Source organism: Mesorhizobium sp. M0633, from assembly GCF_040320645.1.
In the GTDB taxonomy this organism is placed as follows: domain Bacteria; phylum Pseudomonadota; class Alphaproteobacteria; order Rhizobiales; family Rhizobiaceae; genus Mesorhizobium.
Window position 1 is genome coordinate 93,751 of record NZ_JAMYQC010000012.1, and the last position, 13,406, is coordinate 107,156.

The window sequence follows — 13,406 nt, forward strand, 5'->3', positions numbered from 1 at the left end:
GCTCGACATTTCGACGATGGCGGCGCTTGATCGGGATTGCGCTGCCGGGATCCGTTGAGCGTTGGCGCCGTCCAGCGGCCTCGCCGCGCTCGGTACCTCTACGGCTTACCGTCCTCTGTTATGCGTCCGCTCATAGAGCTCACGGATGATGCCGCTTGCCGTGGTCTCGAACAGAAACGGCAAGAAAGCATGAATGAGCGCGGCAAAGGCCGCCATGAACAATCGCGACGAGAACCATGCGGCGAAAGCCATATGGCCGAAATAGCTCTCGCCGACCGCGGCCGGGTGAGAGGTGAAAAGTCTTGCGAGCCGTGCCGTCATGTCGATCCCTCCTGCCGGCATGAAGAGCCGGCGATGAGTATACTGGCATGGGTGTTCGGTTCATCGGTCTCAAATTGTCCTTGTGAAAGGCTGAATTTTGGGACAAACATCTCACATGACGCCGGAAATCGACGAAATAGACCGGAGATTGCTGGCCGAGCTGCAACGCGACGGCACGCTATCCGTCGACCAGCTCTCGGCAAGAATATCGCTGTCGCGCAATGCTTGCTGGCGCCGGGTCAAGCGGCTGGAGGAAGACGGCGTCATCACCGGCCGGGTGGCGCTGGTCGACGCCGACAAGCTTGGGCTCGGCCTTTCGGTGTTCATCCTGATCCGCACCTCGAACCACGATCCCGGCTGGCTGCAAAGATTCCGAGCGGCGGTGACCGGCTTTGCCGAGATCACCGCCGCTTACCGCATGTCCGGCGATCTCGACTATGTCCTGCGCGCCCGCGTCGCCGATGTGAAGGCCTATGACCGGCTCTATCAACGGCTGATCGCCAAGGTGGCACTATCGGACGTTTCGGCCTCCTTCGTCATGGAGGAGATCAAGGAGACCACGGTCGTTCCGATGGAACTGCGCTGAAGCGGAACTGTGCTGAAAGAAAGCCGTTGATAGCATTGCCGCCGAGTTGACTGAACCGGCGTTCGCGACGATAGGATCAGCCTCATGCGCGCAGCACTTTATCCTACCTCCGTCATCGGTCCGGCTGTCGGCTTCGTCAGGCTGCCGCATGGCGAGGGCTTGCCGCTTCCGGCCTATGAAAGCTCGGGCGCCGCCGGCATGGACCTGCGCGCCGCCGTCCCGGACGACAGGCCGCTTTTGATCCTGCCGGGAAAGCGCGCGCTGGTGCCGACCGGGCTGGTCCTGGAAATTCCGGAGGGCGTCGAAGGCCAGGTCCGGCCGCGTTCGGGCCTCGCCTTCAAGCACGGGCTCACCTGCCTCAACACGCCGGGCACCATCGACAGCGACTATCGCGGCGAGGTCAAGGTGCTGCTGATCAATCTCGGCGACGAGGATTTCGCGGTGACGCGCGGCATGCGGATCGCCCAGATCGTCTTCGCCCCGGTGACGCAGGCGACCGTCGAGGAGCGCACATTGGCTGGCGGCACAACGCGCGGCTCGGGCGGCTTCGGATCGACCGGCACGGCCTGATGAAAATACCCAAGCTCGTCATCTTCGATTGCGACGGGGTTCTGGTCGACACCGAGAACCTGGCCAATCGGCGCCTCGCCGAATGGCTGACCGCGGCCGGCTTTCCGGCCAGCTTCGAATATTGCCGCAAGAATTTCTCCGGCCGCAGCATGGTCTCGGTGCAGAAGGAAGTCGAGGCGACCGGCGTCAGCCTCGGCGCCGATTTCGTCGAGCGCTGGAACGCCGGCCTGCCGGACCTGTTCGCGCATGGCGTCGAGGCCATCCCCAACGTTCGCGAGTTCATCGAAACCGTGCACGCCGCCGGCATCGCCACCTGTGTCGCCTCGTCGGCACGGGTGTCCAAAATGCACATCACGCTCGGCCAGACCGGGCTGCTGCCGCTATTCGAGCATGCGCTGTTCAGCTCGACCATGGTCTCGCGCGGCAAGCCGTTCCCCGACCTCTTCCTGCATGCGGCAGCGACGATGGGCTTCGCGCCCGCCGACTGCATCGTCATCGAGGACAGCGTCGCCGGCACGGCAGCCGGCATCGCCGCCGGCATGCGCGTCTATTCCTACCACGGCGACCCGCTTTCCGACCGCGATGGACTGATCGAAGCCGGAGGCATCCTGTTCGACGACATGCGTAAACTGGCCGGGCTGGTGCCGATCCACTGATCGCCTTTGCGCAGGCTGCATGCGCGCCAGATCTCAGACCGGGCGCGGCGCCCCAAGTACTCGGTCGACCGTGTCGCGTATGAGAGTGCGCAGATTGGCCGGCCTGTCGAGATGACTGACGACAAGCAGGCCGTCGGCCGCCACTGTTAGCGCGTCCGCGGTGCGGTCCGGATCGGGATTTGCGTCAGCGATCAGCAGATCCCTGAGGATGCCCCACTTCCAGTGACGATGCTTATCGATTGCCTCGCGAACCGGGCTCCTCGGGTCGGGGTATTCGGCCGCGGCATTTTGGAACGGGCAGCCGCGGTAGCCCGGCTGATCCGCCGCATCGGCAATGAGATCGAATACGGCAAGGATCATCAGGCGAGGTGGCCGCCGGCCAAGGCTCGCGATTGCCGCCCGTCCTCCCTTGCTGATCTCCTCGATATAGGCGCGGACGAGGTCGTCCTTGGCCGCGAAGTGATGATAGAACGTCGCCTTCGCAACGCCGGCCTCGGCGATGATGCGGTCGATGCCGACTGCACGGACCCCCTCCAGAGAAAACAGCGCGGTCGCCGTATCGAGGATGCGGCGGCGCGCAAGACTTTCGGGACGATCGTTGATTCGGGCTGCGGACATGCCTTGACCGTATAGCAGACAGGTCTGTATACATCCATATGTAGACAGACAGGTCTACCTGTTAACGAAGGGAAGGCGAAACATGGCTTCGATAGTCAGGGAAATCATCGTAGATGCTTCACCGGAAAGCGTATGGGCGACGGTGGGCGACTTCGCCGGCGGCGCCCAACGGATAGCCCCAGGCGTTTTCGTCGACTGCCGGGTGGATGAGGGCGACGTACGGGTCCTTACTTTCGCCGACGGCAAGATCGTGCGAGAGCGGCTCATCGCCCGCGACGAGCAGGGCCGGCGGATCGTGTGGGGATGGCTCGTCGACGAGGTCACTCACGATAACACCTCCATGCAGGTCTTTGCCGAGGGCGAGGGCCGGAGCCGCCTGGTCTGGATTCACGATACTCTGCCCGACGAACTCGGCACGTGGCTCGCAGCCGCCATGGATCAGCTGGTGCCGGTTTTCCAGCAGACCCTGGCGAGCCAAGCCAAGCCAACATAGTGAGGCAACGCCAGGTGTTTCCTCTTGGCCGCAAAATGCTCTAGCTTGCGCGCGCCCGACATAACGAGCGCGCGCGCATGACCTTCTCCCTGCTTCGTTTCATCTTTGCCTGCCTGCTGCTGCCCTGTCTTTGGACGACGGCTAGCGCGGAGGCCGTCAGCTTCCCGGAGCTCGGCAGCGCTGTCCCCGGCCACGGCGATGTCACCTATCTCGATCTCGCCAGGATGGTCATTCCCGATCTGGCGGCGGACAAGGACGGCTTTTTCCGGGGTTCGATTCCGATCGAGATGCGCCACATCGCTGGACCGGACTACGACGGCTCGCCGCCGGCGACGTCGGGTCTTTCCAGCGGCGACGTGCTCGACATCAAGGCCGGCGGCAAGGACCGGCTGGCGATGCTGCTCGACCTCGGCGACTCGCCTGACAGCGCCGAGGGCTATGCAGTGCTGGCACTCTACGACATCACCGGCAAGCCGGCCTTGCTCGACGCGGTCAATGTTGCCGTCGACCGCAGCACCTACTTTCGCGATCCGGGCAAGCTGTCGATCGGGCCCGGCGATGACGTCATCATCACCACGAGCACGCATTTCAATTCGAGCCAGGGCTATGTGATCGCGCCGCTGGTCATGGTCCGCAACGACAGGTTCGAGCTGATCGACATGATCTATACGTTCGACGAAAACCTCTGCACCAACCGAAGGACGCAGAATGCGGCCTTCCAGGCGACGGCCGACGGCCAGCCCTATGCAGCCATCAAGGTTACGGTGACCGACGCGACAGTGCCGGGCGATGAAAGCTGCGACGGCCAGCCGCCGCCAGAGGCGTCTTCGCGCGACATTTCCGTCACCTATCATTGGGACAAAAACGCTTCGCGTTACGTCAAGGATTCCGATGCGCTGGACCGATTGGCAGGAGAGAACGCCAAACGCTTCTGAGCCAACCGCAATTATTTGCCCGGCGCGTTCCGCCGGGCTAGAATTTCCTTCATAATCCGCACCGGAGGGGAGCATCCATGGATAAGGGCAAGATTTTTCGCGACCTGCATACATCGATCTTCGTCATGGCCAATTCATGGGACGTCGGCACGACCAAGCTCTTGGCCTCATTCGGCTTCAAGGCGCTGGCCACGACCAGCGCCGGCTTTGCCTTTTCGCGCGGCCTGCCGGACGGCGCGGTGACGTTCGAGGCGATGATCCATCATTGCCGTGAAGTGTCAGCGGCGACCGGGCTGCCGGTTTCGGCCGACCTCGAAAAGGGCAAGGGCGACAGCGCGACAAGTGCCGGCGAGACCATCTTCGCCGCCGAGGCGGCTGGCCTCGCCGGCTGCTCGATCGAGGACCATACCGGCGAGCCCGCCAAGCCGATCTATGATTTTTCGCATGCCGTCGATCGCGTCGCGGCGGCGGAAGCGGCACGGGCACTGAAACGCGATTTCGTCTTCACCGCGCGGGCCGAGAATTTCCTGTGGGGCAAGCCCGATCTCGACGACACGATCAAGCGGCTGCAGGCTTTCGAGAAAGCCGGCGCCGACGTGCTCTATGCACCGGGCCTGGGCGACATCGAGATGGTGCGAACCGTCTGCTCGGCGGTGACCAAGCCGGTCAACGTCATGGCCAGGCCCGGCTTCACCATCGCCGATCTTGCCGTGGCGGGGGTAAAGCGCATCTCGCTCGGCCCATGGCTGACCAATTTCGCCTTCGGCATGCTGGAGACCGCGGCGCGCGAGATCCAGCAGGATGGCACCTTCGGCTTCACCCGCGCCGCCATGCCGTTCGGCAAGCTGCAGGCGCTGTTTGCCAAATCTTCAGCCTAGGTCGGGCCCGGCGAATGACGCTCACCGTCGTCGACATGCACACCGGTGGCGAGCCGCTGCGGATCGTCACCGGCGGCTACCCCGACATTCCCAAGGGCACGATCCTCGAAAAGCGTGCCTATGTGCGCGACCATCTCGATCATCTCAGAAAGATCCTGATGTTCGAGCCGCGCGGCCATTACGACATGTATGGCGCACTGCTGGTGGAGCCCGACCTGCCGGGCGCCGACCTCGCGGTGCTGTTCATGCACAATGAGGGCTATTCGACGATGTGCGGCCACGCCATCGTCGCGCTCGGCCGCTACTCCGTCGACGAGCGGCTGGTGGCGCCACGCGAGCCGATGACGACCGTCAATATCGAGGCGCCATGCGGGCTGATTTCGGCTGCGGTCGAGGTAAAGGATGGCAAGGCCGGCGCGGTGTCCTTCGAAAGCGTGCCGGCGTTTCTGTTCACCGGCGACCAGCGGATCGAGCTGCCGGGCTATGGTCCGGTCGGCTTCGACATCGCCTATGGCGGCGCCTTCTATGCACTGGCCGACTGCCGCCAGTTCGGGCTGGAATTTGGCAGGAACCGCGTCCGCGATTTCGTCGATGCAGCGACCGCGCTGACCGATAAGCTGAAGGCCGAATTGCCGCTGTCGCATCCCGACCATGCTGATCTCGCCTTTCTCTACGGCACCATCCTGACCGACGGACAGGATGCGTTCTCCGATACGCCGACCAAAAACATCTGCGTTTTCGCCGACGCCGAGGTCGACCGTTCGCCGACCGGCTCCGGCGTCACCGCGCGGCTGGCGGCCATGCACGCCAAGGGCCAGATCGAGATTGGCCGGACGCGGCTGTTCGAGAGCATCGCCGGCTCGCGCTTTTCCGGCGCCGTCGTACGCACGGCCACAGCCGGGCCGCATGACGCCATCATCGCCCGCGTCGGCGGCCGCGCCTATTACTCAGGGCGGGCCGAATTCATCGTCGAGGACGACGACGAACTGGGCAGGGGTTTTCTGCTGAGATAGCTCCCTTCCCGTGCCGAGATCGCCTTGTGCAGGTGCACCATCATGACGGCGGCGAACAGCGGCGTCAGAAGATTGAGTAGCGGCACGGCGAGGAAAGCGGCGACCACCAGCCCGGCCAGGAACACGGTGATGGAGTGCTTTCTGCGCAGCGCCTTGGCCTCGGCCTCCGGGCGAAAGCGCATGGCGGCGAATTCGAAGAACTCGCGTCCGAGCAGATACCCATTGACGATGAAGAAAGCGGCGATGTTCACGCCCGGCACCAAGAGCAGCAGCAGGGCGACGATGTTGCCGAGGATAACGACGCCGAAAAATCGGATCGCCAGCACCAGCGAGCGCAACGCCGGCACGGCGCGGCCGGGCGGGTCGTTTGGATAATCCGTGCGCTCGACCACTTCGGCGACGTCGTCGAGGAACAGGCCGGCGATGATCGCCGTCACCGGCGCGATGAGCAGCGCCAAGCCCAGCGCAAGGCCGATGCCGGCGACGACGGCGCCCAGCCATCCGGCCCAGGAGGGTAGGGCGGGGAGCCATGCATCGATCCACGGCCAGGCCAGCCATTCGAACAAGCTCTTGATCCCGAACCAAAGCGCCGCCAGCGCCAGCAAGGTCAGCCCCAGCGTCTTCAGGAACACAGAACGGAATTCGGGCGAGAACAGCCGGCTCAAGGCGGCACGGGCGGCGTCGAGGATCACGGCGTTTCCAATTCCATGTCAAACGAGGCCCATGGGCGATATTTCGGGATAGGCGGAGACAGGTCGCGAGACAAGCGCAAACCGCGCGATACGAAGCATGCGTTCTGCCCGGATTTATAACTCGCGGCCTAGGCAAAGCCGCATCAAACCGCTAGACCCGCCCGCGCCCGGCGTGGCAGAAAGCCGGTGGGTTTTTGGCGGAGACATGAATTGATGCCGGACTATGACGTGCTTTGTGTCGGAAATGCCATCGTCGACATCATCGCCCAGTGCGACGAGGCGTTCCTGGAGACGAACGGCATCATCAAGGGCGCGATGAATTTGATCGACACGAGGCGCGCCGAACTGCTCTACAGCCGCATGGGCCCGGCCATCGAAGCCTCGGGCGGCAGCGCCGGCAACACGGCGGCGGGCGTCGCCTCCTTCGGCGGCCGCGCCGCTTTCTTCGGCAAGGTCTCCAACGACGCGCTCGGCGAAATCTACGCGCATGACATCCATGCCCAGGGCGTCGCCTTCGACACCCGGCCGCTCAGCGGCGAGCCACCGACGGCGCGCTCGATGATCTTCGTCACGCCGGACGGCGAGCGCTCGATGAACACCTATCTCGGCGCCTGCGTCGAACTCGGCCCGGAGGACGTCGAGGCCGACAAGGCGTCGGGCGCCGCCGTCACCTATTTCGAGGGCTATCTGTGGGACCCGCCGCGCGCCAAGGAAGCGATCCGGCAGACGGCGAAACTCGCCCACGCCGCCGGGCGCGAAGTGTCGATGACATTGTCGGATTCGTTCTGCGTCGACCGCTACCGCGACGAGTTCCTCGATCTGATGCGCTCCGGCACCGTCGACATCGTCTTTGCCAACAGCCACGAGATCAAGTCGCTCTACCAGACCGCGTCGTTCGACGAAGCGCTGGCGCGGATCCGCAAGGACTGCAAGATCGCCGCCGTCACCCGCTCGGAAAAGGGCTCGGTGATCGTGCGCGGCGACGAGACCGTGACCATAAATGCGACCAGGATCCGCGAGCTGGTCGACACCACCGGCGCCGGCGACCTCTATGCCGCCGGCTTCCTCTACGGCTACACGCAAGGCCGCAGCCTGAAGCAGTGCGGCGATCTCGGCTCGCTGGCAGCCGGGCTGGTCATCCAGCAGATAGGCCCAAGGCCACGCCAGAATTTGCGCAGAGAGGCCGAGCAGGCCGGGCTGCTGTAGCGGCATCTCTTCCTTCTCCCCCTGGGGGAGAAGGTGGATCGGCGCGCAGCGCCGAGACGGTTGAGGGGTGCTGGACGGAGTGCTGCCGGTGCCAAACTGGAGCACCCCTCATCCGACCGAGCTTCGCTCGGCCACCTTCTCCCACAGGGGGAGAAGGAAAGAGGTGCTGCCGCTACGCGCTCCTCAAGCCCCCGCGCTATACGCCGCAATCGCCGCCATGTTGACGATGTCTGAATCCTTGGCGTTGAGCGAGACGATCTGAACCGGCTTGTTCAGGCCGACCAGCAGCGGGCCGATGACGGTCGAGCCGCCGAGCTCCTGCAGCATCTTGGTCGAGATCGAGGCCGAGTGGAAGGCCGGCATGACCAGCACGTTGGCGGGGCCGGTCAGCCTGATGAACGGGTACTGCGCCATGGCGCGGGCGTTGAGCGCCACGTCGGCGGCCATCTCGCCGTCATACTCGAAATCGACGCGGCGCTTGTCGAGGATGCGCACCGCTTCCTGGACGCGCTCGGAGCGCTCGCCCTGCGGATGGCCGAAGGTCGAATAGGCGAGCATGGCGAGCCTCGGCTCGTAGCCCATGCGGCGGGCGAAGCCGGCGGCTTCCTCGGCGATGTCGGCGATCTCGACGGCATCCGGCATGTCGTGCACCGCGGTGTCGGCAACGAGGACGGTGCGACCGCGCGCGAGCACGATCGACACGCCGATGACGCAATGGCCGGGCCTTGCGTCGATGACGCGGCGGATGTCGTCGAGCGCCGTCGAATAGTTACGGGTAACGCCGGTGACGATGCCGTCGGCATCGCCCAGCGCCACCATGCAGGCGGCGAAATGGTTGCGGTCGTTGTTGATCAGCCGCTGGCAGTCGCGGAACAGAAAGCCTTTGCGCTGCATGCGCTCGTAGAGATAGTCGGTGTAGACCGAGTTGCGCCGCGACAGCCGCGCATTGATGATCTCGATGCCTTGCTTGCCGAGGTCGATGCCGGCGTTCCTGGCGTTTTCCTTGATGATGTCGTCGCGGCCGAGCAGGATGGCGGTGCCGAGCCGCTGGTTCACATAGGAGACGGCGGCGCGCATCACCTGCTCCTCCTCGCCCTCGGCAAAGACGATGCGCTTGGGCTGGCGGCGCACCCGGTCGTAGATGCGCTGCAGCGTCGAGGCGATCGGGTCGCGGCGGGCGGAAAGCTCCTGCGCGTAGCGGTCGAGATCGAGGATCGGCTTGCGCGCGACGCCGGAGTCCATCGCCGCTTTGGCCACCGCAATCGGAATGGCCGAGATCAGGCGCGGGTCGAACGGCACCGGGATGATGTAGTTGGGGCCGAATTTCGGCCGCATGCCCTGGTAGGCGGCGGCGACGTCGTCGGGCACGTCCTGGCGCGCCAGTTCGGCGAGCGCTTTGGCCGCGGCGATCTTCATGTCGTCGTTGATGGTGGTCGCCCGCACATCCAGCGCGCCGCGGAAGATGTAGGGGAAGCCAAGCACGTTGTTGACCTGGTTGGGATAGTCGGACCGTCCCGTCGCCATGATGGCGTCGGTGCGGATCTCGGCGACTTCCTCCGGCGTGATCTCGGGGTCGGGATTGGCCATGGCGAAGATGATCGGGTTCTTGGCCATCGACTGCACCATTTTGGTGGTCAGCGTGCCTTTGGCCGAGAGGCCGAGGAACACGTCGGCGCCGTCCAGCGCCTCGGCCAGCGAGCGCGCGCCGGTTTTCACGGCGTGCGCCGATTTCCACTGGTTCATGCCTTCGGTGCGACCCTGGAAGACGACGCCCTTGGTGTCGCAAAGGATGATATTCTCAGGCGCAAAGCCCATCGCCTTCATCAATTCGATGCAGGCGATGCCGGCAGCACCGGCGCCGTTGCAGACCATTTTCGTGGTCTTCATGTCGCGGCCGGTGATTTCCAGCGCGTTGATCAGGCCGGCGGCCGAGATGATGGCGGTGCCGTGCTGGTCGTCATGGAAGACCGGGATGTCCATCAGCTCGCGCAGCCGCTGCTCGATGATGAAGCACTCCGGCGCCTTGATGTCCTCGAGGTTGATGCCGCCGAAGGAGGGGCCGAGAAAGCGCACGCAGTTGATGAATTCGTCGGCATCCTCGGTATCGACCTCGAGGTCGATGGAATCGACATCGGCGAAGCGCTTGAACAGCACCGCCTTGCCTTCCATCACCGGCTTGGAGGCCAGCGCGCCGAGATTGCCGAGGCCGAGGATAGCGGTGCCGTTGGAGATGACGGCGACCATGTTGCCGCGAACCGTGTAGTCGAAGGCGCGGCTCGGGTCCTCGGCGATGGCGAGAACCGGCACGGCGACGCCCGGCGAATAGGCGAGGCTGAGATCGCGCTGCGTCGCCATCGGTTTTGTGGCGACGATCTCCAGCTTGCCCGGACGGCCCATGGCGTGGAATTCCAATGCCTCCTGGGCGCTGACGGAGGGCCCGTTGCTTTCGGTTTTCTTGGCCATGGTACTTTTGGTTTCCTCGCCCGTACGGCACCGCTTGAGATGGGTGCGCATGCTTTCTTTTGTGGAAGGTTCGGGATTAAGGCTACACTTCGCCGCTGTAAACCGCCAAGCATGGCTTGGAAAATTTTGGAAGCAGCTTCTTGAACGACGAGACGCCCATTCGAAGCGACAACGCCACGCCAGCCTTCGCGCCGGCGACGCCGATGATGGAGCAGTATATCGAGATCAAGGCGGCGAACCCGGATTCGCTGCTGTTCTACCGCATGGGCGATTTCTACGAGCTGTTCTTCGACGATGCCGAGAAGGCGAGCCGGGCACTCGGCATCGTGCTGACCAAGCGCGGCAAGCACCAGGGGCTCGACATCCCGATGTGCGGCGTACCGGTGCATGCCGCCGACGATTATCTGCAGAAGCTGATCGGCCAGGGGTTCCGCGTCGCTGTCTGCGAGCAGATCGAGGATCCGGCGGAGGCCAGGAAGCGCGGCGGCAAATCGGTGGTGCGCCGCGACGTGGTGCGGCTTGTAACGCCCGGCACCATCACCGAAGACAAATTGCTGGCGCCGTCGGAATCGAGTTTTCTGATGGCGCTGGGACGGGTCAAGGGCGGCAGCAGCGATACAAGAGGCGGGGAGCGCGGCAGCGCGACAGGGAACCAAGGAAGTTTCGCCCTAGCCTGGATCGAGATCTCGACCGGTGTCTTCCGCGTCGCCGAGACAACCGCCGACCGGCTGCTCGCCGATGTCTTCCGCGTCGATCCGCGCGAGCTGATCGTCGCCGAACCGGTGTTTTACGACCGGGAGCTGAAACCGGTCTTCGACGTGCTCGGCCGCGTCGCCAGCCCGCAGCCGCCGTCGCTGTTCGATTCGGCTTCGGCCGCCGGCCGCATCGCCCGCTTCTTCGACGTGGCAACGCCGGATAGTTTCGGCGCGTTTTCGCGCGCCGAACTGTCGGCGATCTCAGGCGTCATCGCCTATGTCGAGAAGACGCAGAAGGCCGAACGGCCACCGCTGTCGCGGCCGGAACGCGAGGAGCAGGGTTCGACGCTGTTCATCGACCCGGCGACGCGCGCCAATCTGGAGCTGCTGCGCACGCTGTCCGGGAGCCGCGACGGGTCGCTGTTCAAGGCGATCGACCGCACGGTGACCGGTGGCGGCGCAAGGCTGCTCGCCGACCGCTTGATGGCGCCGCTGACCGACCCGGCGGCAATCGCTGCAAGGCTGGACTCGGTGTCGTTCTTCCGCTCCGAGACGCGCCTTTGCCAGGCGGTGCGGGCAAGCCTGAAGAGCGTCGCCGACATGCCGCGGGCGCTGTCCAGGCTGGCGCTCAACCGCGGCGGCCCGCGCGACCTCGGCGCGCTGCGCGCCGGTTTCGAAGCGGCCGGCGCCATCGCCGAACTGTTCGGCCAAACCGCATTGCCGGCCGAACTGACCGCGGCGTTGGGAGCTATCAAGGCACTGCCCAGTGATCTGGCGACGCATCTGGCACAGGCGCTCAGCGACGAGCTGCCTTTGCTGAAGCGCGACGGCGGCTTTGTCCGCGGCGGCTACCACGCCGAACTCGACGAGATGCGGGCACTGCGCGACGAGTCGCGAAAGGTGATCGCCGGGCTGGAGCGTTCGCTGATCGACGAGACCGGCATCCGCTCACTGAAGATCAGGCACAACAATGTGCTCGGCTATTATATCGAAGTCACCGCTAACCACCATGCGCTGATGACCGGCAGCGACGGCGCCAAGGCGCGCTTCATCCATCGCCAGACCATGGCCAACGCCATGCGCTTCACCACCACCGAACTCGCCGAACTGGAAACCAAGATCGCCAACGCCGCCGACCGGGCGCTGGCGATCGAGCTTGCCGCTTTCGAGGCGCTGACGGCGGAAGTGGTCGGCCAGGCCGACACGATCCGTGCCGGCGCCGAAGCGCTCGCCGTGCTCGACGTTTCGGCCGCACTTGCCTTGCTTTCCGAGAGCGAGGCCTGGTGCCGGCCGCTGGTCGATGCGAGCCTTGCCTTCGAGATTTCGGGTGGACGTCATCCGGTGGTCGAACAGGCGCTGCGGCGTTCCGGCGAAGGCCCGTTCGTCGCCAATGATTGCGATCTGTCGCCGCAAGGCGATGCCAAGGCCGGCGCGATCTGGCTGCTGACCGGCCCCAATATGGGCGGCAAATCGACCTTCCTCAGGCAAAACGCGCTGATCGCCATCCTTGCCCAGACCGGCTCCTTCGTGCCGGCGGCATCAGCCCATATCGGCGTCGTCGACCGGCTGTTTTCGCGGGTCGGCGCCTCCGACGATCTGGCGCGCGGCCGCTCGACCTTCATGGTCGAGATGGTAGAGACGGCGGCGATCCTCAACCAGGCAGGCGAGCGCGCACTGGTCATCCTCGACGAGATCGGCCGCGGCACCGCCACTTTCGACGGGCTGTCGATCGCCTGGGCGGCGGTCGAATATTTGCACGAGAAAAACCGCTGCCGGGCGATCTTCGCCACGCATTTCCACGAGATGACGGCGCTGGCCGGAAAACTGCCGCGGCTCTCCAACGTCACCATGCGGGTCAAGGAATGGGAGGGCGACGTGGTCTTCCTGCACGAGGTCGGCAAGGGTGCGGCCGACCGTTCCTACGGCGTCCAGGTGGCGCGGCTGGCCGGCCTGCCGGAAGCGGTCGTCGGCCGGGCCAAGGAAGTGCTGCACCAGCTTGAAGCAGGCGAGGTCTCGGGCAAGGCCAACCGTCTGGTCGACGACCTGCCGCTGTTTTCCGTGGCAGCGAAGCGGGAGGCGTCGAAGCCGATGAGTTATGGGCTGGGTTTGGCGCTAGCGGAGATCAATCCCGACGAGATGACACCAAGGGAAGCACTGGAGGCGTTGTACCGGCTGAAGGGGATGGCTGGGAAGTAGTGCTCATCGGATAGCGCTCTACGGCACCCCCTCTGTCCTGCCGGACAGAGGGGGTGTGACGGAACGCTGCTTTGGCTTGCCTTC

At 64.8% G+C, this 13,406-nt stretch carries 13 protein-coding genes; 9 read left to right on the forward strand and 4 right to left on the reverse strand.

Annotated elements, in window-relative coordinates; all coding sequences use genetic code 11:
- Positions 1-105: 105 nt before the first annotated feature.
- The gene (locus NKI47_RS15280) at positions 106-321 is read right to left on the reverse strand and encodes a DUF6356 family protein (RefSeq protein WP_023717932.1); all 216 of its coding nucleotides are present in this window, start codon (positions 319-321) and stop codon (positions 106-108) included.
- A 115-nt stretch (positions 322-436) separates the two neighbouring features.
- Between NKI47_RS15280 and NKI47_RS15285 the strand changes: the two genes are divergently transcribed.
- The 3 genes from NKI47_RS15285 to NKI47_RS15295 all read left to right on the forward strand — a co-directional run bounded on the left by NKI47_RS15285 (position 437) and on the right by NKI47_RS15295 (position 2,133).
- Positions 437-907 carry an Lrp/AsnC family transcriptional regulator gene (locus NKI47_RS15285; protein WP_352591176.1) on the forward strand — a complete coding sequence of 157 codons (471 nt, stop codon included), beginning with the start codon at positions 437-439 and terminating at the stop codon, positions 905-907.
- An 84-nt stretch (positions 908-991) separates the two neighbouring features.
- Positions 992-1,477, forward strand: a complete 486-nt coding sequence (dut, locus tag NKI47_RS15290) for a dUTP diphosphatase (protein WP_023717930.1) — start codon at positions 992-994, stop codon at positions 1,475-1,477.
- A complete protein-coding gene (locus NKI47_RS15295) occupies positions 1,477-2,133 on the forward strand; it encodes an HAD family hydrolase (RefSeq protein WP_352570216.1) in 657 nt (218 codons plus the stop codon). The genes dut and NKI47_RS15295 overlap by 1 nt, the downstream gene beginning before the upstream one ends.
- 33 nt (positions 2,134-2,166) lie before the next feature.
- Here NKI47_RS15295 and NKI47_RS15300 read toward each other — a convergent pair whose 3' ends face one another.
- Entirely contained in the window at positions 2,167-2,751 is a 585-nt protein-coding gene (locus tag NKI47_RS15300; protein WP_352591179.1) for a TetR/AcrR family transcriptional regulator, read from the reverse strand.
- Positions 2,752-2,833: 82 nt separating this feature from the next.
- On the opposite strand from NKI47_RS15300, the gene NKI47_RS15305 reads away from it, so the two are divergent.
- The 4 genes from NKI47_RS15305 (at position 2,834) to NKI47_RS15320 (ending at position 6,070) form a co-directional block, all read left to right on the forward strand.
- Complete coding sequence (locus tag NKI47_RS15305; RefSeq protein ID WP_352591182.1) at positions 2,834-3,244, forward strand: SRPBCC family protein; 411 nt, start codon at positions 2,834-2,836, stop codon at positions 3,242-3,244.
- Between the two features lie 77 nt (positions 3,245-3,321).
- Complete coding sequence (locus NKI47_RS15310; protein WP_352591185.1) at positions 3,322-4,179, forward strand: hypothetical protein; 858 nt, start codon at positions 3,322-3,324, stop codon at positions 4,177-4,179.
- Positions 4,180-4,256: 77 nt separating this feature from the next.
- Positions 4,257-5,057 (forward strand): isocitrate lyase/PEP mutase family protein, encoded by an 801-nt coding sequence (locus tag NKI47_RS15315; protein WP_352591188.1) that lies wholly within the window; start codon positions 4,257-4,259, stop codon positions 5,055-5,057.
- A 14-nt stretch (positions 5,058-5,071) separates the two neighbouring features.
- Positions 5,072-6,070: a proline racemase family protein gene (locus NKI47_RS15320; RefSeq protein WP_352591191.1), complete on the forward strand. Its 999-nt coding sequence runs from the start codon at positions 5,072-5,074 to the stop codon at positions 6,068-6,070.
- On the opposite strand, the gene NKI47_RS15325 is transcribed toward NKI47_RS15320, so the two are convergent.
- Entirely contained in the window at positions 6,001-6,762 is a 762-nt protein-coding gene (locus tag NKI47_RS15325) for a sulfate transporter family protein (protein WP_352591194.1), read from the reverse strand. The two genes, NKI47_RS15320 and NKI47_RS15325, sit on opposite strands and share 70 nt — an antisense overlap.
- Before the next feature lie 213 nt (positions 6,763-6,975).
- On the opposite strand from NKI47_RS15325, the gene NKI47_RS15330 reads away from it, so the two are divergent.
- Positions 6,976-7,968, forward strand: a complete 993-nt coding sequence (locus NKI47_RS15330) for an adenosine kinase (RefSeq protein WP_352591197.1) — start codon at positions 6,976-6,978, stop codon at positions 7,966-7,968.
- Between the two features lie 183 nt (positions 7,969-8,151).
- Here NKI47_RS15330 and NKI47_RS15335 read toward each other — a convergent pair whose 3' ends face one another.
- Positions 8,152-10,431 carry an NADP-dependent malic enzyme gene (locus NKI47_RS15335; protein ID WP_023676376.1) on the reverse strand — a complete coding sequence of 760 codons (2,280 nt, stop codon included), beginning with the start codon at positions 10,429-10,431 and terminating at the stop codon, positions 8,152-8,154.
- Between the two features lie 203 nt (positions 10,432-10,634).
- Between NKI47_RS15335 and mutS the strand changes: the two genes are divergently transcribed.
- Positions 10,635-13,322: a DNA mismatch repair protein MutS gene (mutS, locus tag NKI47_RS15340; RefSeq protein ID WP_352591297.1), complete on the forward strand. Its 2,688-nt coding sequence runs from the start codon at positions 10,635-10,637 to the stop codon at positions 13,320-13,322.
- Positions 13,323-13,406: the final 84 nt, after the last annotated feature.